Consider the following 21,086-nt stretch of genomic DNA (forward strand, 5'->3'; position numbering starts at 1 on the left):
TTAATCTTTATTTTTGCAGGCAGAGCTATAACCATTAAATACCATGAGAAGAAACCTTTTACTAAGTACAACTTTCCTGCTTTGCTTGTTTGCTTGTAAACAAGCAGCTTTTACTCCTATTCCTTCCGAAAATCCGTGGAAAGACAATTATCGTTCTGTAGCCCGGATGGAAGATTACCGACAATGGGGCACCTACAATGTACACGACCCCGCTTGTAAGAAGTTTGGCGATTTTTATTATATGTACTCTACCGATGCCATTTACGCCGAAAACCAAAAAGAGGCCAAAGAAAAGGGAGTCCCTTTAGGCTTTATACAAGTACGGAAGTCGAAAGACCTGATAAACTGGGACTTTGTAGGCTGGGCTTTTCCTGAAATACCTCAGGAGGCAGTAACATGGGTACGCGAACATGCCGACGGAAAAGGGGCTACCAACATTTGGGCACCTTATATCATTAAATATGAAGATACGTACCGGTTGTATTATTGTGTATCGGCTTTTGGAAAGAAAATATCCTATATCGGATTGGCTGAATCCGATTCTCCCGAAGGACCCTGGATACAAAAAGGATGTGTGGTAAAAACAAATAATGAGAGTGTAATGAACGCCATAGACCCCAGCGTGATTGTTGATCCCGCAACCGGTAAATGGTGGATGCACTACGGCTCTTACTTCGGCGGATTATTCTGTGTGGAACTGGATGAGGCTACAGGATTAACGAAGGTAAAAGATGACCAAGGACATTTGGTAGCACGCCGAGCCAATTATAAGAAAGATAATCTGGAAGCTCCCGAAATTATTTATAATCCGGAGTTAAAACAATACTTCCTTTTTATGTCTTATGATCCGTTGATGACTACATACAATGTGAGAGTCGGACGTTCGGATAAGCCGGAAGGACCTTTTACCGATTTCCTGGGACAAGACTTGAAAGATACCCAGAATAATTTTCCGATATTAACCGCTCCTTACCAGTTCAAACATCACCCCGGATGGGCAGGTACGGCTCACTGTGCCATGTTGGAAGACAACGGTAAATATTATATGTTTCATCAGGCACGTTTGTCGCCCCAAAACCAAATGATGGTGCTGCATGTAAGGGAAACTTTCTTTAATTCGGAAGGATGGCCTGTGGTATCTCCCGAAAGATATGCAGCTACGAAGAAACGTACTTTTAATGCCGCCGATTTAGTAGGAGAGTGGGAGGTGCTTCGCGTCATTGAACCCCTGCACGAACGTCAATTGGAGGCCGGTCAGATTCTTTGGGGAGAGGGCGAGCTGAAAGACCAGGAATGGAATAAATCTTTCTCTATTAACTTATTAGAGGGAGGATTGACCGGATTGAATGAAATGTGGTCTTTTTTGACCGAAAAACAGTCCTTAAAGTTGAATTTAAAAGGAGAAGAACTAAATGAACTCTTTATTTTTGCAGGACAAGATTGGGAGAATGAAAAAGAAACCATTCTGTTCACCGGTTTAGACAGTCGGGGACGTTCAGTCTGGGGAAAAAGAGTGAAATAATTTAATAGATAATTTGAATCATGAGAATGCACAAAAGTATTTTTGCTGCATTAGCGTTATCAGTAGGGATGACACTAAGTGCGCAAACCAATGAGATGGTTATTCAAACCAAAAAAGTAGGAGCCGAAATTCAGCCTACTATGTATGGTCTGTTTTTTGAAGATATTAATTATGGGGCCGATGGCGGACTCTATGCTGAGTTAGTTAAGAATCGTTCGTTCGAGTTCCCACAGAACCTGATGGGATGGAAAACCTTTGGAAAAGTATCGTTGCAAGATGACGGACCATTTGAACGGAATCCTCATTATGTGCGTCTGGCCGATCCGCAACATGCTCATAAGCGCACAGGTATAGAGAACGAAGGCTTTTTCGGGATTGGAGTAAAGAAAGGCGAAGAATATCGTTTCTCGGTATGGGCACGCCTTCCCGAAGGTGAAAAGGCATCGAAAATACGTATCGAACTCGTTAAACCCAATACAATGGGCGAGCGTCATGCCTTTGCCAATGCAGAACTGACGATTGACTCAAAAGAGTGGAAGAAATATCAGGTGATTCTGAAACCGGGCAGAACAGAAGCTAAATCAGTGCTTCGTATCTTCCTGGCTTCTCCAAATACTGTCGATCTGGAACACGTTTCACTGTTTCCGGTAGATACCTGGAAAGGACATGAAAACGGATTGCGCAAAGATCTGGCACAGGCTTTAGCAGAAACGAACCCCGGCGTATTCCGTTTCCCCGGAGGATGTATTGTAGAAGGAACCGATCTCGAAACCCGCTACGACTGGAAAAAGAGTGTAGGCCCGGTTGAGAATCGTCCTTTAAATGAAAACCGTTGGCATTATACGTTCCCTCATCGTTTTTATCCCGATTACTATCAAAGTTACGGAATGGGCTTCTATGAATTCTTTCTACTTTCCGAAGAAATAGGAGCAGAGCCTCTTCCTGTAATAAGTTGCGGATTGGCTTGTCAATTCCAGAATAAAGATATGCATGCACATGTGCCGGTAGGAGAACTTGACTGTTACATACAAGACGCACTCGACCTGATAGAGTTTGCCAATGGTGATGTAAACACTACTTGGGGTAAACTGCGTGCGGAGATGGGACATCCGGCTCCTTTCAATCTTAAATTCATCGGTGTAGGTAACGAGCAATGGGGACCTGAATATCCCGAACATTTAGAACCTTTCGTAAAAGCCATTCGTAAGGCATATCCGGGTATGAAGATTATCGGAAGCTCCGGTCCGGACTCCGAAGGTAAACAGTTTGACTATTTGTGGCCTGAAATGAAACGTTTGAAAGTGGATTTGGTAGATGAACATTTCTATCGCCCTGAAAGCTGGTTCTTGAGTCAGGGGGCACGTTATGATAACTATGATCGTAAAGGTCCGAAAGTATTCGCGGGTGAATATGCTTGTCACGGTAAAGGAAAGAAATGGAATCATTTCAATGCGGCATTGTTGGAAGCCGCATTTATGACAGGATTGGAACGTAATGCGGATATTGTACACATGGCTACTTATGCTCCGCTGTTTGCTCATGTGGAAGGTTGGCAATGGCGTCCCGATATGATCTGGTTTGATAATTTGAATTCAGTTCGTACGGTTAGCTATTATGTACAACAATTATTCGCGCTCAATAAAGGTAGCAATACCCTAACATTGACTATGGATAAGAAGAATGTAACAGGTGCCGAAGGACAGAACGGACTTTTCGCCAGCGCAGTTTGGGAAAAAGCAGATAATTCTTATATCGTAAAAGTAGTGAATACCTCTGATAAGGCACAAAGCATCGCACTTAATTTCTCGGGATTAAAGAAAAACGATGCATTAACCAATGGTATTTGTATCAAATTACGTTCAGCAGATTTGAATAAAGACAATACAATTGAAGAACCTTCTGCCATTACACCTCAAGAAAGTCCGGTGAATATCGAAGGGCATATTTTCAATGCGGAATTAGAACCTCATACATTTGCGGTTTATAAATTTACCAAGTCACAAAAATAGTCATGAGAAAAGATATTAGTAATATATGGAGTAAGTTAGGAATGTTTTCAGTTGCGTTAGTAGCCTGTTCAGGGCTACTCGCGCAAAATGATACTACCTTTGTTGCTACCGGAAATCCCCTTGTGAAATATAAATATACTGCCGATCCGGCTGCCTTAGTACATAATAATAAGGTGTACATCTATGCAGGTCATGACGAATGTCCTCCTCCACAGCAACGTTATGTGTTGAATAAGTGGTGTGTATTCTCTTCTTCCGACTTGAAAACATGGACAGAGCACCCCACACCTTTAAGTGCCAAAGACTTTAGCTGGGCTAAAGGTGAAGCTTGGGCGAGCCAGGTAATAGAACGCAATGGTAAATTTTACTGGTATGTAACCGTGCAACATAAAGATATACATGGCAAGTCCATCGGCGTAGCAGTGGCCGATTCTCCCATCGGTCCTTTCAAAGACGCGAGAGGCAGCGCTATCATCACCAATGATATGACCACCGAATATACCAAAATTTCCTGGGATGATATTGATCCAACCGTATATATTGATGACGACGGTCAAGCTTACCTTTTCTGGGGGAATACCCAATGCTATTATGCTAAACTCAAAGAAAATATGATAGAATTAGATAGCCCCATCATGACGGTTGATCTTCCTCGCTTTACCGAAGCTCCTTGGGTACACAAGCGTGGCAAGTGGTACTACCTGTCGTATGCCTCTGAGTTTCCGGAGAAGATATGCTATGCTATGAGTAAGAATCTGAATGGCCCCTGGGAGTATAAAGGAATCCTCAATGAAATTGCAGGGAACAGTAATACGAACCATCAGTCGATTATTGAGTTTAAAGGAGAATGGTATTTTGTATATCACAATGGTAGTATTAATGTAGATGGGGGTAGCTTTAGGCGTTCGGTATGTATAGATAAGCTGTATTATAACAAGGATGGTACGATGAAACGTGTTCAGATGACTTCGGAGGGGATTTGGTAAGTTGAGATCATATTAGTAGATTATAAATAGGTTAGTTTTTGTTTAAGCCTGGGTATGTCTTTGTAGATATATTCGGGCTTTTTTGTACTTCACCCTTTTGTTATTTATTTCCGTAAACTTGTATATTCCTTCTTTTCTAAGAGGGGATTATTCCTTTAATACTCCTATTTGTGGTTTTGTTTTTAGAATATATTGTTCTAAAGTTGTATTATCTGGTTGATTTGTATGTTTTATTATCGTTATTTCTTGTGAAGCAGATGTTAGGGCAAATTTTTCATGTATGAATAATTGGATTCTTGTAAATTGATCTAAATTTCTTATATTCAGTTATTTGTGTTGTATTAGTGATGTAGTATTCTTTTTTTGTTTCGGTTTTTTTTGTCTGTTATTTCTATCTTTATAGTATTTAGTTGTGAATCTTTTTTATAAAAAGTTGCATATATTGATCTTGCGTATTGAATATTTGTATATCTTTGCGCCGTAAAGGTGTTAAACCTTAGCAAGAAAACTATTTATTTACATTTTTTTTAATTATTATGAGAAAAGCATTAAACCTATTTGCTTTGGCATGTATTATTGCCAGTTTATCTGTTTTCACAGGATGTGAGGATAAAAATTATTTTGATCCGGATGCCGGAAACCCTAAGGAGGTTAGGGGAGGGTCTTCTACACTCGATTATTCAACAACTCAAAGTGTTGAACTGTTGTTGAATTATGATGTTGCAGCCGGATTTGTGTCTACATTTGATGTTTATACGGAAAACCCTTTAACAAAAGAAGGCTGTTTACGTACCGATCTGAAACCAATTACTGGTGGTATTAACGTTGCAGGAGTATCGAAACTGAATAGAACGATCCCTGCTTATGTGAAAGACTTATATGTTTATTCTTCGGATTTATTTGTGCCTCAATTAATGAAAGGTACTATTGAAGGTGGTAAAGTTGTATTTGAGCAAGTTGCTATTCAGGAAACAAAAGTAGAAAATGAAAATCAAACTACAAGAACTATTGGCAATGGAAAGATTAATAAATACCTGACAGTAAAGGATGATTATTACTTAAAGAATAAAGAAGGATGGGTTGGCTTCCTGCAATGGGGGATATTAGAGTCGAAGTACGACCTCAAGAACCCCATTAAGACGGTTAATTTTCCGGCAGAAATATTGAATGCTATCAATCAGACTTTTCCTGAAAAAACTGCGGCTAAGGGCGATTTTTATAAGGATGCTTTGGTAAAGATAGAGAGTGATAATAAAGGAAACGGAGTGCGGGTTTATGTATCGGTTGCACATGCCGGATGTCTGAATAATAATTCCTTAAGTTACTTTGTTTATCAGGGAAATAAGAAATTGGAAGACTTGACAAAAGAAGAAAGAAAGGATCTGAAATTGATAAATATATTCCAATATGCAGATGTATATACAAGTTCTTTCAACAAAGGAAAAGGACTAAAATCCGGAAAGGCCGTGCAGTTGTTGTATGTAGATGACAAAGGAACATATTCTGAAACATTCCCTGTAGGTGCACAAATTGGTTTTGTACTACATGCTGGTGGCTTTAATGAATCGGATTTTAATGTTAAAAAAGACGCTACCAAAATTTACTCTATTGCAAGTTGGAATAATAATAATGTAAAAAAAACAATCTACTTTGGTGCAAAAGATAAAAACGGAAATCCCTATAATTTCTTCGGCTTTGAAGATATGATATTGGGAGGCGATAATGACTGTAACGATGTAATCTTTAATGTGTTGACAGATCCGATTGATGCTATTGATCCTCCTAAATTCATTCCGGAAGAAGGTACTGTGGAAAAAACAATAACCAAAAAAGGAGTTTTAGCTTTTGAAGATAACTGGCCCAAAAAAGGTGACTATGATTTGAACGATGCGGTAGTTAAATATAACTCAACTATTACTTATATATGGGATGCTAAGCAAGAGGTTGAAGATGGTCCGATGGTTGAATATGGTGATGCTACCATAAAACAAGTAGAAGATATTTTCTCTATGGCTCATGCCGGAGCAACTTTCAAGAATGCCTTCTCTTATAAAGTAAATATTGCTTCGGATTTGGTGAAGAATGTTAAGGTAGACAATAATTCGTATACTCCGGTGGTTGATGGTAATGGTTTTATTATTGATTTGTGTGCTGATGTAAAAGAAGTAGTTGGTACTGATTACAAGGTTACCATTGAATTTAATACAAAGAAAGTGCTTCAGGCAGGTTTTGATGCATTGGCAGCTCCTTATAATCCTTTCATTCAGCCAACCAATCCAAAAATTGCTTCCGAAAATATAGAAGTTCATTTACCTTTCTATCCTCCAACCGAACGTGCAGATATGAACTTGTTTGGAAGCGAAGCTGATTGTTCGGATGTTGCAAATGAGGCGTATTATGCCAATGCAGAAAATATTTATTATCCGTTTGCTATACATCTTAGCGAAGTTGACGACTTTACTATTCCTGTAGAAACAAGACCGATAGACTTTACTTATCCTAAATATACAAATTGGGTAAATAAAGGTTGTGGCACTGTAGATGCAGATTGGTATCTTTATCCAAATAATTGAAATGAACTAAAGAAAGCAGAAACCTATTAATACAAAAAGACTGTCTCAACGATTTGAGGCAGTCTTTTCTTTTTGGTATTTAATGCTGGTATGTAGAAACTACTTACGCAAGTTTTCTTGAACCATCAGAGATTACCACATCGTACACTTTCGGGCTTCTACCAAATTTGGCTGTGAACGCTTCTGTAGCTTTGTTTATAAAGCCATCGTAAAGCTCTTCTTTCACCAAGTTGATGGTACAACCACCAAATCCACCGCCCATTACGCGAGAACCGGTTACACCACATTCTTTGGCTACATCATTAAGGAAGTCGAGTTCTTCGCAGCTTACTTCGTAGAGTTTACTCATACCGTGATGAGTTTCATACATTTTCTGTCCTACAGTTTCGTAATCACCTGCTTCCAGAGCGTCGCAAACGTCGAGTACTCTTTGTATTTCTTCAATTACATATTCTGCGCGCATGTAATCTTCAGCACTCACTTCGTTCTTTACTTCTTCGAGCATCGACATGTTGGCATCACGAAGGAATTGTACATGAGGATGTTTCTTTTGCATAACGGCTACTACATTCTCGCAAGATTGACGACGTTTGTTATAAGCAGAAGAAGCAAGTTCGTGTTTTACAACCGAATCAACTAATACAAGGCGATAACCTTTAGGGTTGAATGGGAAGTATTGATACTCTAATGAACGACAATCCAACCGAATCAGACTACCGGCTTTACCGAATATAGAAGCAAACTGGTCCATGATACCACAGTTTACACCTACATAGTTGTGTTCTGTAGCTTGACCAACTTTAGCCAGTTCGAATTTGTCTATTTTGTTTTCTCCAAATAATTCATTCAAAGCAAAAGCATAAGTACTTTCCAAGGCTGCCGATGAAGACATTCCCGCTCCAAGGGGAACATCGCCTGCAAAAGCAGTATCAAAACCTTCTACTTTTACTCCGCGTTTGATCATTTCGCGGCATACACCAAATATATATTTCGCCCAGCTGGTACGTGGCTTATCCTCTTCGTTTAAACCGAATTCAACTTTATCTTTCAGGTCGATAGAATAAGCACGCACTTTGTTGGTTCCATTAGGTTTGATTTCGGCAATAATACCTTTGTCTACTGCACCGGGAAATACGAAACCTCCATTATAATCGGTGTGCTCACCAATTAGGTTAATACGTCCGGGCGATGCGTATACATATCCTGTGGCACCATCAAAGTGTTTAGCGAAGCGACTTCTTACATGATCTATATCCATGGTATTTTCTCCTTATTTAAATATGGTTATTAATAATAGTAGTTTATTCTACCGGAATATTTTTATTAACGTTTTTGCAACCTACCAAACCGTAATATAATAGATAAGCAAGTGCAGCGATAATGAGCCAGTAACTAGCCATGTAGCCGAAAGCATCAGCAAGCCCTTGTTGTATTAATGGCAATACGCCACCTCCTACAACCATCATCATAAAGATACCCGAAGCTTGCGCAGTATATTTACCTAAGCCTTCTACAGCAAGATTAAAGATACCACCCCACATTACAGAAGTACAAAGACCACAAAGAATGAGGAAAAATGCACTGATAGGTACTTTAGGAGCATTCAGCGAGTTAGGTACATCTTCTACCTTTAGATTACCTTCTGCCATTAACCCTTCAGCATAAGCAGAAAGATCTACTGAAGCCGGATTGGCAATAAATGCATCTATTTTATCGGCAGGAACGCCTGCATTGGTTAATATACCTGTTGTTTTTGATACAGGATTATAGATGAAAGACGGAACTTCCACTCCCACATTTTTTGGAGTAAAGATGGCAATAAGTACAAAAACAATAGCAGTAACAGATACAACGATTAACTGAACACGGCTGGAAACTTTTCCACTGATTGCACTACTGATAGTACGACCTACAAGCATCAATAACCAATAAATTGCAGCAATTGCACCACCAATTGCAGCACCATTAATTAATATACCGGCACCTTTATCCGTAGCATCAGACAGGTAGAAGTTCAAAGTACCCGGGATACCAATTTCGATACCTACATAAATAAAGATACCGATTACTCCCATTACTGTATGACGGAAGCTCCAAGGGCTATGAGAGAATTTTTCTTTTTTAGTTCCACCCTTTTGAAGATGTGGTTCGGGAATAGCTACAAATGAAATAACAATAAAAGCAGCAGCAAACACACCCATAGCAATGAAAAGAAGAGGAGCAACGTTTGACATAGATGTTTTTGAAGTCACTGTACCAATCAAAGCACCTACAAAGAAAGGAGTCAAAGTACCTGATAAAGAGTTAAGTGCACCACCTGTTTGGATTAATTGGTTTCCTTTGTTACCGCCACCACCAAGAAGATTCAACATGGGGTTTACTACGGTGTTCAACATACAAACACAGATACCGCAAATGAATGCTCCAAGTAAATAGATAATGAAGTTTAACATAATGGTGTAATCGCCAAACGAGAAAACACCGGTTTCGGCTCCGAATAAGCTTGATAGGTATTGAGTAAGCAATCCGAGTACACCTACTGCCATTGCAATCAAGGCTGTTTTCTTGTAGCCAATTTTAACAAGCATATTACCGGCGGGGATTCCCATAAACAGATAGGCGAGGAAGTTCATCATATTTCCCATCATACCTAATGTGTTCGACCCGGCATATTGGCCTTTCCAGATTGTGCCGAAAGGAGCGGCAAGGTTAGTTACGAAAGAGATCATAGCAAAGATGAAAAACATCGTAATAATTGCTACGAGGTTACTGTTCTTTTTTTGTTGTTCCATGATAATGTTTAAATGGTTAGTTTTATTTATTTAGGATTAGTATTTATATTTATAGTGTTCCAAATTTATAGATGGTAACTTGTTGGTACTCATCACCTTCAATTAATGTGGCAGAAGGAAAATAAGATTTGTTGGGCGTATCCGGGAAGCACTGTGCTTCGAAACAAATACCGCTTCTTGCCGGGAAAGTAGCTCCGTGCGCACCGGTAAATCCATTCAACCAATTGCCTGTATAAAGCTGAACGCCTGCTTCGGTGGTGAATACTTCCATTACTCTTCCGCTTGCGGGGTCTGTACATGTAGCAGCAAGGGTTAAAGCACCTGTTTCGGGTTTGTTGAGTACATAGCAGTGATCATATCCGGCTCCATAAATAAGTTGTTGGAACTTGTCGTTAACACGTTCGCCAATGGTATGAGGAGTGCGGAAATCCATAGGCGTTCCTTCTACTTTCAGAATTTCTCCGGTTGGAATCGATACATCATCAATGGGAGTATAGAAATCTGCATTGATGGTTACAATGTTGCTTTCAATGGAGGGAGAAGGATTGGTAATTCCTGCAAGGTTAAAGAAACCGTGATTGGTTAAGTTAACCAGAGTCGTTTTATCACTGCTTGCTCTATATTCAATAACTAAAGCATTTTCTTCTTCTTCAAGGCGGTACACCATTTCAACTTCCAGGTTTCCGGGAAAACCTTCTTCACCATCTTGAGAGAAATAGTTGAATTGAATAGTACCTTCATCCAATTGCTCTGCATCCCAAACGCGGGCATGGAAGCCTGTAGGTCCTCCGTGTAAGGAGTTAGGACCATTATTGATTGTCAGGTTATACTCTTCGCCGAATAAAGTGAATTTTCCTTTGGCTATTCTGTTACCGTAGCGTCCGATAACTGTACTTAAGAAAGGTTCGGGGCTGTTAACAACATGGTCAATGCTATCGTGTCCTAACACAACATTGGCATATTCTCCGTTTTTATCCGGTACCATAATTGCAAGGAGTGCACATCCATAATTGGTAACGGCCACTTCCATGCCTTTTTTGTTTCTTAGAATAAATAAATCAGTTTGCTTATCGTTAACAATCTTTTGAAAATCCTCCCGGTTTAGCCCGGCTTTGTTCTCTTCGGTCGGAAAAGTGTTTACCATGATCTTTTTTATTAAATTTATTGCAAATAAAACCAAATTCTTCTTTACTCCCAAATAAATCTTAGCAAATGTATAGTGCTTTTTAGTAAAGTTTAGAGTTTTGAGAAAATGAGAATATTTTATTCCAACTTACTTTTCAGTTTTAATATTTTTCGTAAGTTTGTTCCTGATTTTGATAAATATTTAATTTAACGTTAATAATTAAGTAAAATGTATCCCCTAAAATTTGAACCAATACTAAAGCCGATGCTTTGGGGTGGCGATAAAATTATTCCGTTCAAGCACTTAAGTGCAGATATGAAAGGAGTAGGAGAGAGTTGGGAAATTTCAGATGTGGAGGACAATGAATCCATAGTTGCAAACGGACCGGATAAAGGTTTGAACCTGACTCAAATGGTGAGGAAATATCGTGAAGAACTGGTTGGCGAATCAAACTATGCCAGGTTTGGAAACAAATTTCCTCTATTAATTAAGTTTATTGATGCCAGAGAAGATCTTTCTATTCAGGTTCATCCTACCGATGAATTAGCTAAAAAGCGTCACAATTCTTTTGGAAAAACAGAAATGTGGTATGTAGTAGATGCAGATAAAGGAGCTAAATTGCGTTCTGGGTTTTCTGAAGAGATTACCTCTAAAGAATACAAAGAAAGGGTATATAATAATACAATTACGGATGTTTTGCAGGAATATGATATACATCCGGGAGATGTTTTCTTCTTGCCGGCAGGGCGTATACATAGTATAGGTGCCGGAGCTTTTATTGCAGAGATTCAGCAAACATCTAATATTACCTATCGTATTTATGATTTTAATCGTAAAGATGCGGAAGGAAAAACTCGCGAATTGCATACCGACTTAGCACGTGAAGCTATTAATTATGAGGTTCTCGATGATTATCGCACCCAGTATGAGACAGAACAAAATGCGCCGGTAGAGTTGGTGGCTTGTCCTTATTTCACCACTTCATTGTATGATATGACGGAAGAAATCTCTTGCGATTATTCAGAGCTGGATTCCTTTGTAATCTTTATTTGTGTGGAAGGTGCTTGTACTTTGTTTGATGATCAGAAGAATGAAATAACAATGAAAGCCGGTGAAACAGTTTTGTTTCCTGCAACCACACAAGAGGTACAAATAATACCGGAAGGCGCGGTTAAATTGTTAGAAACATACGTTTAAGTTATTAACTCTTTTTGAAGATTTTCCGGATTCCTTTGAATATTTTCATACCTAACATTACGCCATCGAAAATAGCAAGTCCGGTATTGAATTTCTTTAAAACAGGGTTATTATTCATAGAGGGGAGGAATGGGGCGAAGATTCGTTGAGAGTATTCGCTCATAATCTCCTCTTCCAACCTGATTTCTCTAATTACTTCCTCTTTACGCCGAGTAAGATCCTCAAGCGTTATTTTCGTCTTTTTTCCGGTTATTTTGCTTAAGTTCATGGTTTACTTAGTTTTAGAATCGTTCGAAAATAGTTTAGCAAAGAAGTTTACTAATGGGGTTATAATAAGCGGTTTTCTGAAAATATAAACCATAATCATCAGCAAAATAATTACACCCGCAATAATGGCATAGCTAACAATAAGCCCGCCAATATGTGGTGCCAACAAATATGCTAATGAGAAAGATAGATAAAACAGAACTACTATGCCAAGAGTAACCAGTACAAATGCCAAAATAATGGCAGAGAAAATAATAGTAAGTTTTTCTGTTAACTCAAGTTTCGTATACTCTTTCTGGAGCTCTATATATTGCTTGAACTCTCTTATTAATTCCCGTATATCTTTGATACTGTTATCGCTTATGAACATGATAGTTCTGTTTTAATTCTGTTTCGATTTATTCACCTTTAATCTCTGCTGCAATTTCATCTACCAGATTGTCTAAATCACTACCGTGAAGTTTAATACCTTTTTTACGCAACAATGCAGCTATTCTTTCACGAGTATCTTCTCCTTTTTCGGGGGCAAATAATACACCAAGAGCTGCGCCGACTGCTGCTCCACCCAAGAATGCAGCTAAAACATTTAATCCTTTCATAATCAATTTGTTTTTAGTTAATACTTATTTTGAATTAATTCTTAACTCTATAAATCTAACGTTATTTTTTGATGTATTGTTCCTTTATTAAATAGTTTTAACCTCTGTCTTTGATTCGCCATCTGCTTTCACTCAACTTCCCTTGCCCTTCCAAATAAAAGTGCTATTTTTGTAATAGAAATAAAACAACCCCATATATGCGATACCTCGACCCTAAAGCTGATCTAACCTTCAAACGTGTATTTGGCGAACATCCCGATTTGGTGATGAGCCTCTTGAACGCCCTTCTGCCTCTGAGCGAAGAAGAAGAGATAACCGATATAGAGTACCTTGCTTGCGAGATGGTGCCCGAAAACCCATTGCGCAAGAATAGCATTGTAGACGTTCGCTGTAAAGACAAACAAGGCAGGCAGTTTATTGTAGAGATGCAAATGATCTGGTCGCCCGAGTTTAAACAGCGTGTATTGTTCAATGCTTCCAAAGCTTATGTTCGGCAGATAGATACCGGCGAACATTATGAGCTTTTGCAACCGGTATATTCACTCAATCTGGTGAATGAAGTCTTCGAATCGGATTTAGAGGGCTATTACCATTATTACAAACTGGTGCATGTAGAGCATACCGAAAAGGTGATCAACGGTCTTCACCTGATATTTGTAGAGCTTCCCAAGTTTACACCCAACACTTATGCTGCCAAGAAGATGCAGGTATTGTGGCTTCGTTATCTTACCGAGATCAGCCAACATACCCGAGAAGTTCCGCAAGAGTTAATGGATAACCCACAAATTAAAAAGGCTGTTACTGCCTTAGAGGAATCTGCCTTTACTGATGCTCAACTGCTGGGCTATGAGAAGTTTTGGGATATTATTAGTGTGGAAAAAACGCTATACAGTAGTGCAGAGCGAAAAGGATTAAAAGCAGGTATGGAAAAAGGCTTGAAGCAAGGTTTGGAGAAAGGTATAAAGCAAGGTCGTGAAGAAGGCCTCGAACAAGGTCGTGAAGAAGGCCGTGAACAAGGTCTCGAACAAGGCCTCGAACAAGGTGCAAGAAAACAAAACATCGCTAATGCGCGAAAATTCAAGCAGCTTGGCGTAGCTACTGATATTATAGCTAAAGCAACCGGTTTGTCGATAGAAGAGATAGAAGGGCTGGAATAGGTGCATTAATTTATTCACCAACGGATTTTAGTTATTTCCTCCTTAGAATCTTTTTATGTTCTTGCTCGAAATTCTCCAGAAAATGTACTTCAACGGGCGACAGTTGGTTTTCTATTCTTTTCTGAAACTTATTAAATTCATCGTTTGCTCTTGTCTTAGCCATTTCTGCCGAGATTTTCCCGGCATGAGTTAACAGTTCTTTCCCCGAAAGCTTTAGGAAATCATCTAATTTCTGTATCCAATCTTTCATGTACATGGGTGTTTGACTTTGTGCTTGTAGCTCAGCAAAGTCAAGATATAAGTTCACAATACGGTTTAAGGTGTCCAATTCTTGTTCTGACAAATAGTTTTTGGCATATTCCGCATCTGCTCGGCGAGGTAGAGCGCCACTCCAAGTAGTGAGTCCCATGAAATCTTTCTCTGCATCGGCCCGGCTATAAATTATTTCCGCGGCTGTATGCCCATGAGTAGAGAAGTGCATTTTGTTTTGAACTGTTGCAAAAAAGTGTTTTGTAGTTTCTGCTCTTGGGTCGTAGTCTATACTCAAGGCATATATCTCCAGTATCTTGCGATAGAAAAGCTTTTCGGAGGAGCGGATATCCCGAATGCGAGATAATAATTCGTCAAAGTAGTTGCCTCCTCCTGCGCGTTTCAACAAATCATCATTTAGAGCAAAGCCTTTTACTAAATACTCTTTCAAAACCTGTGTAGCCCATATTCTGAACTGTACGCCACGAAGAGAGTTGACTCTGTATCCAACACTGATTATCATGTCGAGGTTGTAATAAGCAACTTGATATGTTTTACCATCGTTGGCAGTTGTTGCATAATTTGCAACAACTGAACTTTGTTGCAATTCCCCTGTTTCAAAAACATTCTTAATATGTCGTGAGATGGTTGATTTATTGCGTTGAAATAATTCTGCCATTTGGTCTAACGTTAACCAAACGGTATTGTCAGATAGTGTTACCTCTATCTTTGATTCGCCATCTGCTGTTTGATACAGAAGTATTTCGCCTTTGTTTTCTTCTTTCATATTTCTCCCGAGTAGACTTTCCAATTCTGGATTCAAAGATAAAAGCTTTTATTTAATATAGCAAAACCCTGCCACGCCTGGCAGGGTCACTTTAGCAAAAAACCTATTTTACATCATTACCGCACTTCGCAGTGGGGATACACTGACATCTAATTCCCGAGATTTATGTTTCCCGACGGGAACGGGAAGTTTAAAGGATATGGTTAGTTTACTTGTTTAACACAACGAACGTATGCTTTTTCAGAACTATATACTGAATCCTTTGTTCCACTCACCACCGCAACTGAGTTACCACTTATATGCCACTGTTTACTGGTTACACTAAAAAGTAATCCCCTCCTCTGCTCAAGCGTTGTTGCATCTGTATACTCATACTGAAACGATTGCATAAAAGGATATCTATATAGAATGCCATTCCCAACCTCAGGACTAAAATAAGATGGTTCATTACACTTCTCCTCTAACACATTTATCTTTACGTCGCTCTTCCCTTTCTGCACTTTTGATGCTGTCGTAAATATCGAAAAAGTAGTAGTTGCTGTTACCGTTATCGGATAATAGTTCTCCTTATCACTTTGCCTGGTAGCAGTTGTCCAGTACGCTTTCGAATCATTTTGATCATACAAACTGCTATTCATCCACGCTTTAAGTATTGCTGCAGTAGGAAGCGTCCAACCGTCTGCACAATAGGTTTCCGCATTGCTATACAGCAATAGTCCGGAAGATTTACCAATTTCATATTCCTTGCCCCCTGAAGACACATTATTAGCCCTACTTAATGCAATTTGTTGAGTGCCCTGCTTATCCAAATCCACTCCTATAGCTACTGTGCTCAGATTTAATGTTGCATTTCCTCCGTTTGCAGTATTTGGATAAAGCGTAAGCGTTACAGATTCTGGTACAGTAGCCGTACCCCCTGCATATTCAGTGCTTTCTGTAATTGGATTGCCATCCATTTTAATGCCACTTGTTGCTACTACCTTATCAAAATCACCTGCTGTTTCAAACTTCCAAGGAGCATTTACTTTAAAAGTTAGCGTTTGCGTAGCCGTTCCATCTAATGTAATACTACTTGCACTCACATCAGTAAATGCCGGAGCATTATACCCTTGTTTAATTACAATATTCCTGTCCGCAAAATCACTTTCAGAAGAAGAAACCTTAATAATCGCTTCGCGAAGTGCATACGTATCGTTAGGCGTAAGTTCAAAAGTATATGCCTGATCGGTGCAAGGTCCTTGTTGGGTTACATCCAAATTCGATAATATACTTTTCGGATCATCGGTGATTTCCATAATCCAGTCTATCAGGTCGGTAGTAACCAAGAACTGTTGCTGACCACCTTCGGCAGGATATAAAGCATCTACTGTAGGCACAAAATTTATATCGGTAGCTAATTGCTTCACAGTGAAGTTACGGGCGGCAATAATCACACCAGTAGCATCTTTAATATGCACAGTCACCACACAAGTACGGGTCTGACCAGTTCCATTAACAGGTGGTTGCACGCTGTAAGTAGCATCTGCAGCGCCATCCGCAGGCTTCCAGGGCCAAGTAGTACCAAAATCTCCAATGTAGGTAAAATACCGTGTTGCATCCGATGGATAAGTAGCTATCTCTACTGTTTGAGCAGGCGTTCCACTTTTGCGGAATACCAATTCCGAAGGAGTTACCACAATACTTAGTTCCTGGCTATTAAGCTGCTGCACAGTGATTTTCTTTTTGAGTCTTCCCGATTTGATATAGAAGTACCCGTCTCTGTCTGGGTCGGCAGCGTTGGTCATGGCAGTTGCAGTCACAGCAATAGATACCGGTTGTTTGGCATCTCCACTTTCGGGGCTTACCCGTAGCCAGTCTTCATACGCCTGAGGTATTTCAATCTCCCAGCCGGATGGATGATCAACATAAAGGTTTACCGTTTCGGCAGGTTCTCCTTCTTTATATAAAGTCAGTGAGCTACGGTCTACGGCAAGCTGATATTGCCCGTCGGACTCAATATCGTTCAGTCCTCCTTCTTCCCAGGCATATACGTCGGTTTCCATATTAATGGGTTCGCTACCAAAGGCAGTATCTTCACTGCCGTAGCCGGGGCCATTTACTCTGGTTATATTAATACGGTAGTGGTAGTTGCGCAAAATATCTAAAGGTGCGTTTTGAGCATCCAGGAGATCGATGCGGTAGTAAGTAGGGGCAGAAGCACCAGCATACAAGCCACCTATAATTAAGCAAAAACGTGCGTCGTTATCCGCTGCTGTTTTATTATCATATTCGCTTACATAGATTTCGTGTACAAAACCATATTTACCGGTTTCGCTATCGGAAATACTATAAACCGGTTTGCTGCCATCTTCATTGATAGCCGGAACCGGATCGGGGATGCTTGGCAAGCGGTCTTCCGGGGTAGACGACCATTTCCCTGTTAGCGGAGCGGCATAACCTTGGCTGTAGCTGTTGCGTATTTCAACAGATTTCAATACAAAGTTCGACAATCCTTGTGGCAGGTTGCTACCCTGGTCAAAATCTAGGCCTACATCTATGCGAGCCACGGCACGCAACAGGTATATAGTGCCAAAACTATTGGACGGAGTAGAAGCGGAGATTTCTTTAGCCACCGTTTCTCCCCACATGGGCAGAGCGGTGTAGGCCAGGTTGTCGGTATCCCAGTTTCCTGTACTTTCAAAAGTGATGAGTTTAAGAATATCTTCTTTTTGTGTGTGTTGTGAAACACCAAATGTGCCATCGGTAAGATCGGGGTCGATACTGTTGATTTCATTTTTCAGGTTGGCCAGTACCACCAGCCGGTGCTTGTCTTCCCCACTCTTTTTAAGGTATACTTTAAATGAGGCATCTGTTACATCTGCCGATTTACGGTATTGGTAGATGCCGGCTTCATCAAAAACCAACACATCTACTGTTTGTACTTTATCTTCTTTGTCTTTATCCAGAGCACGGGTAGTAGAAGAAGATACCGGAACTTTCAAATCGAGCATCAACAGCATTTCGCCGTTCTTTTCTATACTACCACCTTCACGCGCTTCCTCGGAACATGCGGAAAATAATAGCAACAGAATGCTCACTAATAGAGTAATTCTTTTCATATCGTATATATTTTGTAATTTCTAATTTTCAACTCTCAACTCTTATAGTCCTCCCACGGAGTTATCCACTTTCCAGTCGTTTACCTGAATACCGGTAAGCACGTGAGCATAGCCGTTGTATTCGAAATCGAAATCGAGTTGGTATGTATCGTTCCTGTCTAAGGCTTGCTGGGTGGCATAGTCGGGATTCTTGCGAATGGTTCCCGTTAGAGAAATGTCTATCAGGGTTTCCAGTGGGCGGTCTTCATCCTGCAGGGTGACAATCAGCCGCAGGTCGTCGCCCACCATCAGCCGCTGGGTGGTAAAGCTCAACGGGTGGGTGTACGCTGCGCGTGTGTCCGGATGCTGAACAGGCATATATGTATACACGGGAGCATCTCCCGGGCAGTTGTTGTCAAAGTCATAAACCCCGTTGGTACCCACGATATAGCTGTTGATAACCGAAGAAGGGGGCAGTATGTGGTTAAAGTGAGCATTCACCTTGATATAATTTGTATTCTTCATCAGATTCAGGGTGATGTGTTCATCCTTCTCGCCTACGGAAAGGGAGTTGCGACCAAAGTAAATGGGTTCGGTGTCGGTGGTTATTTCGCCTGTTTTGCCGAACTTTAGTTTCATACGGGCGGCGGTAAGCTGCCGGGTATCGCTGTTTTCATATTCTGTGTTTTGATTCATCCAGGCCACCAATATATAGTTGCCGGGCAATAGAGAGAGTTTGTGCAGGTAATCTTCCGATTCCAGTTGCTCTTTATTGAGTGTTTCTGTTTGATGCAATATGCCTGTAATGGCATTGTAAATATACAGGTCGACATGTTTTACAACCGATGTAAACACGTCCGTTCCCGTGGTGTTTATATCGCATTTAAGTAAAACGGATATTTCTTGCGCACCTGGCGAACAGTGGTCGGTATCATCGTTCAGACAGCCACTGAGCAGCAGCAAACTTATGGTTGCGCAGAAGAATTGCAGCAGGTTCTTTTTTATCGGTCGTAAATGTTTCATTGTTCTCGGGATTTATAGAAAAATAAGGGGAAGAAGGTGCGTCAAAGACACACCTTCAAATAGGTTGGGTCACACGATAGAATTAGATACCACCGTTTTGTTCAACCGGATTCCAGTCAAGAACTTCGATAGTAGCTTGCAGTTTAGTTTCTTCTTCAATCGGGTCTGTTGGTTTGATAGGAGGGTTTGGGTTGGTAGGATCAAGCGGATCACCGTTTTCATCTACATCACCAGCTTCGCTATTAGTACCGATTTCGTTTACAAACTTCAAAGTTACATTGTAAAGGTTATTACGGTTAATTGTGTATTTACCTGTAGGATTCATCCAGAAACCATAGTAACATTCACCTTTGTCGTATTTTGCTACCTTATGATCAGCAGGAACAACAGAAGGTTCCGCATTGTAGAAACCGGCAGTAAAGGCTTTGGCTGTTTCATCATACAAACGGTAGAAAGTTCCGTCAGTACTTGCAGAACCGTCAGTACCATCAGCATTCAATACTGCTTTAGGTGCAAATACCCCTTTGATATACGCATAAGTTACTTTACCTTGCACTAATGGAGTAGTTGTACCATCGTTAGAGTTTTCCATGGCATAAGCACCTGTTCCCGAAGCAGTATAAGTAGTAGGTGTCAGGTAGTTAGCTGCATCATAAGCTTTGTTATAATAAGGAGTCAACAAATTGCCACCTTCCATTATAGGGAAGAAGTGCATTTTGTTTTGGTTACCACCAATCTTATAAGAAATGCCGGAAAGCTCACCATAGGTTGGTTGGGTAGCATTTGCATCCAATATAAAGTCGATTTTAGCTACAGCACGACCTACTTGGATATTGATTTTGTTGTCAGCGCCATCAGTTGATTTCACGATGTTTTGTGCAATGGGTTTCGTTGCATTAGTCATAAAGAAACCGTTGGTAGCATTGGTTATGTCATCTAAGCTACTGATAGATAACACAGTTTTTTCTACATCGCTCATTGAAGTTCCGGCTGCAATAGTAGGTAAACCTGTTTTATTTACTGCTGCATAGAAATAATGAGAACCGGTAGTCAGGTCTACTGTTTCGGTAGCAGTTGGGTCTGCGAAAGGCACTGCCTTCACCAATTGCTCAGAAGCATTGAAGATATACAACGTTGCATTTTTCAATGCTTTTTCGCTATCAGTAGCACCGGCGGCAACTCTGGTAGTGGTTGCCTGAGTCAGTGAAATAACTGCTCTGGTTGGTTCTCCACTTGTCATCAAGCCACCGTTTACGGCAGCATCGTCGTCATTGCTACAGCTTGAGAACCCTGCCATCAAAGCAGCACAAGCGATCATACTTACATGTTTGAAATTCATTTTCATTTTGTTTAATAAATTAGTTAATAAAAAAAGTATTTGGTAGCTACCTTGCGGTAGCGGTTTATCTTTGTCTATTCCATGCGGCAGCGCAATTTTCAACTTTCAATTTTCAATTTTCAACTGAAGAAGCTCTCAACTGAAATTTCCGAACCAGTTCGGAAATTTCCCGATCCCTATCCGCCCTGAACCATTTCTCCTCATCCAGTTTGCAGGCGTCGCGAAAGTGCTTCACGGCTTCTTCCTCACGCTGTAAGCGTTGGCAGACGATGGCACTCAGATAACAGGGCATCCACTCAATAATCTCAACAGTTTATTTTTTGCCCTAAAATAGCTTTCTTTGTGCTCTATTTCCTTTTTAAATATCCTATTTATGAGTATCA

17 protein-coding genes are annotated in these 21,086 nt (G+C 40.2%); 6 read left to right on the forward strand and 11 right to left on the reverse strand.

From position 1 onward, the window contains the following. Positions 1–43 precede the first annotated feature (43 nt). From D0T60_RS13100 to D0T60_RS13115, 4 genes are all read left to right on the forward strand, one after another. A complete protein-coding gene (locus D0T60_RS13100) occupies positions 44–1,522 on the forward strand; it encodes an arabinan endo-1,5-alpha-L-arabinosidase (RefSeq protein ID WP_163218557.1) in 1,479 nt (492 codons plus the stop codon). A gap of 26 nt (positions 1,523–1,548) precedes the next feature. Next, on the forward strand, positions 1,549–3,531 hold the full coding sequence (locus D0T60_RS13105) for an alpha-L-arabinofuranosidase C-terminal domain-containing protein (RefSeq protein WP_370524521.1): 1,983 nt from the start codon (positions 1,549–1,551) through the stop codon (positions 3,529–3,531). A 41-nt stretch (positions 3,532–3,572) separates the two neighbouring features. Then, positions 3,573–4,517 carry a glycoside hydrolase family 43 protein gene (locus D0T60_RS13110; protein ID WP_163218577.1) on the forward strand — a complete coding sequence of 315 codons (945 nt, stop codon included), beginning with the start codon at positions 3,573–3,575 and terminating at the stop codon, positions 4,515–4,517. Positions 4,518–5,053: 536 nt separating this feature from the next. Beyond that, entirely contained in the window at positions 5,054–7,090 is a 2,037-nt protein-coding gene (locus tag D0T60_RS13115; RefSeq protein ID WP_163218559.1) for an LruC domain-containing protein, read from the forward strand. A gap of 103 nt (positions 7,091–7,193) precedes the next feature. On the opposite strand, the gene galK is transcribed toward D0T60_RS13115, so the two are convergent. Genes galK through D0T60_RS13130 form a run of 3 tightly spaced genes read right to left on the reverse strand, consistent with a single transcriptional unit; the run spans position 7,194 to position 11,026 of the window. Then, a complete protein-coding gene (gene galK / locus D0T60_RS13120) occupies positions 7,194–8,348 on the reverse strand; it encodes a galactokinase (RefSeq protein ID WP_163218560.1) in 1,155 nt (384 codons plus the stop codon). 43 nt (positions 8,349–8,391) lie between these two features. Beyond that, complete coding sequence (locus tag D0T60_RS13125) at positions 8,392–9,882, reverse strand: MFS transporter (RefSeq protein ID WP_163218561.1); 1,491 nt, start codon at positions 9,880–9,882, stop codon at positions 8,392–8,394. A 49-nt stretch (positions 9,883–9,931) separates the two neighbouring features. After that, positions 9,932–11,026, reverse strand: coding sequence for an aldose epimerase family protein (locus tag D0T60_RS13130; protein ID WP_163218562.1), 1,095 nt, complete (start codon positions 11,024–11,026; stop codon positions 9,932–9,934). Positions 11,027–11,236: 210 nt separating this feature from the next. On the opposite strand from D0T60_RS13130, the gene D0T60_RS13135 reads away from it, so the two are divergent. Next, a complete protein-coding gene (locus D0T60_RS13135; protein ID WP_163218563.1) occupies positions 11,237–12,205 on the forward strand; it encodes a type I phosphomannose isomerase catalytic subunit in 969 nt (322 codons plus the stop codon). A 4-nt stretch (positions 12,206–12,209) separates the two neighbouring features. Here D0T60_RS13135 and D0T60_RS13140 read toward each other — a convergent pair whose 3' ends face one another. The 3 genes from D0T60_RS13140 to D0T60_RS13150 are packed head-to-tail and all read right to left on the reverse strand — an operon-like array spanning position 12,210 to position 13,071. Continuing rightward, positions 12,210–12,473: a hypothetical protein gene (locus D0T60_RS13140; RefSeq protein WP_163218564.1), complete on the reverse strand. Its 264-nt coding sequence runs from the start codon at positions 12,471–12,473 to the stop codon at positions 12,210–12,212. 3 nt (positions 12,474–12,476) lie between these two features. Beyond that, positions 12,477–12,842 (reverse strand): phage holin family protein, encoded by a 366-nt coding sequence (locus tag D0T60_RS13145; RefSeq protein WP_163218565.1) that lies wholly within the window; start codon positions 12,840–12,842, stop codon positions 12,477–12,479. Positions 12,843–12,870: 28 nt separating this feature from the next. Continuing rightward, positions 12,871–13,071: a YtxH domain-containing protein gene (locus tag D0T60_RS13150; RefSeq protein WP_163218566.1), complete on the reverse strand. Its 201-nt coding sequence runs from the start codon at positions 13,069–13,071 to the stop codon at positions 12,871–12,873. Between the two features lie 197 nt (positions 13,072–13,268). On the opposite strand from D0T60_RS13150, the gene D0T60_RS13155 reads away from it, so the two are divergent. Then, entirely contained in the window at positions 13,269–14,228 is a 960-nt protein-coding gene (locus D0T60_RS13155; RefSeq protein WP_163218567.1) for an Rpn family recombination-promoting nuclease/putative transposase, read from the forward strand. A 31-nt stretch (positions 14,229–14,259) separates the two neighbouring features. Here D0T60_RS13155 and D0T60_RS13160 read toward each other — a convergent pair whose 3' ends face one another. The 5 genes from D0T60_RS13160 to D0T60_RS13180 form a co-directional block, all read right to left on the reverse strand. After that, positions 14,260–15,264: a virulence RhuM family protein gene (locus D0T60_RS13160; protein ID WP_163218568.1), complete on the reverse strand. Its 1,005-nt coding sequence runs from the start codon at positions 15,262–15,264 to the stop codon at positions 14,260–14,262. A 203-nt stretch (positions 15,265–15,467) separates the two neighbouring features. Further along, a complete protein-coding gene (locus tag D0T60_RS13165) occupies positions 15,468–18,362 on the reverse strand; it encodes a BACON domain-containing protein (protein ID WP_163218569.1) in 2,895 nt (964 codons plus the stop codon). A 42-nt stretch (positions 18,363–18,404) separates the two neighbouring features. Continuing rightward, on the reverse strand, positions 18,405–19,364 hold the full coding sequence (locus D0T60_RS13170; protein ID WP_163218570.1) for a FimB/Mfa2 family fimbrial subunit: 960 nt from the start codon (positions 19,362–19,364) through the stop codon (positions 18,405–18,407). Positions 19,365–19,446: 82 nt separating this feature from the next. Continuing rightward, positions 19,447–20,703, reverse strand: coding sequence for an Mfa1 family fimbria major subunit (locus tag D0T60_RS13175; protein ID WP_163218571.1), 1,257 nt, complete (start codon positions 20,701–20,703; stop codon positions 19,447–19,449). Between the two features lie 112 nt (positions 20,704–20,815). Continuing rightward, the gene (locus D0T60_RS13180) at positions 20,816–20,995 is read right to left on the reverse strand and encodes a hypothetical protein (RefSeq protein ID WP_163218572.1); all 180 of its coding nucleotides are present in this window, start codon (positions 20,993–20,995) and stop codon (positions 20,816–20,818) included. Between the last annotated feature and the right edge of the window lie 91 nt (positions 20,996–21,086).

Origin of the sequence: Bacteroides sp. 224, assembly GCF_010500995.1 — a bacterium.
GTDB lineage: Bacteria > Bacteroidota > Bacteroidia > Bacteroidales > Bacteroidaceae > Bacteroides.

Coding starts and splice junctions, on each gene's coding strand:
- D0T60_RS13100 (WP_163218557.1), top strand. CDS start 44: ATGAGAAGAAACCTTTTACTAAGTACAACTTTCCTGCTTTGCTTGTTT.
- D0T60_RS13105 (WP_370524521.1), top strand. CDS start 1,549: ATGCACAAAAGTATTTTTGCTGCATTAGCGTTATCAGTAGGGATGACA.
- D0T60_RS13110 (WP_163218577.1), top strand. CDS start 3,573: ATGTTTTCAGTTGCGTTAGTAGCCTGTTCAGGGCTACTCGCGCAAAAT.
- D0T60_RS13115 (WP_163218559.1), top strand. CDS start 5,054: ATGAGAAAAGCATTAAACCTATTTGCTTTGGCATGTATTATTGCCAGT.
- galK (WP_163218560.1), bottom strand. CDS start 8,348: ATGGATATAGATCATGTAAGAAGTCGCTTCGCTAAACACTTTGATGGT.
- D0T60_RS13125 (WP_163218561.1), bottom strand. CDS start 9,882: ATGGAACAACAAAAAAAGAACAGTAACCTCGTAGCAATTATTACGATG.
- D0T60_RS13130 (WP_163218562.1), bottom strand. CDS start 11,026: ATGGTAAACACTTTTCCGACCGAAGAGAACAAAGCCGGGCTAAACCGG.
- D0T60_RS13135 (WP_163218563.1), top strand. CDS start 11,237: ATGTATCCCCTAAAATTTGAACCAATACTAAAGCCGATGCTTTGGGGT.
- D0T60_RS13140 (WP_163218564.1), bottom strand. CDS start 12,473: ATGAACTTAAGCAAAATAACCGGAAAAAAGACGAAAATAACGCTTGAG.
- D0T60_RS13145 (WP_163218565.1), bottom strand. CDS start 12,842: ATGTTCATAAGCGATAACAGTATCAAAGATATACGGGAATTAATAAGA.
- D0T60_RS13150 (WP_163218566.1), bottom strand. CDS start 13,071: ATGAAAGGATTAAATGTTTTAGCTGCATTCTTGGGTGGAGCAGCAGTC.
- D0T60_RS13155 (WP_163218567.1), top strand. CDS start 13,269: ATGCGATACCTCGACCCTAAAGCTGATCTAACCTTCAAACGTGTATTT.
- D0T60_RS13160 (WP_163218568.1), bottom strand. CDS start 15,264: ATGAAAGAAGAAAACAAAGGCGAAATACTTCTGTATCAAACAGCAGAT.
- D0T60_RS13165 (WP_163218569.1), bottom strand. CDS start 18,362: ATGAAAAGAATTACTCTATTAGTGAGCATTCTGTTGCTATTATTTTCC.
- D0T60_RS13170 (WP_163218570.1), bottom strand. CDS start 19,364: ATGAAACATTTACGACCGATAAAAAAGAACCTGCTGCAATTCTTCTGC.
- D0T60_RS13175 (WP_163218571.1), bottom strand. CDS start 20,703: ATGAATTTCAAACATGTAAGTATGATCGCTTGTGCTGCTTTGATGGCA.
- D0T60_RS13180 (WP_163218572.1), bottom strand. CDS start 20,995: ATGCCCTGTTATCTGAGTGCCATCGTCTGCCAACGCTTACAGCGTGAG.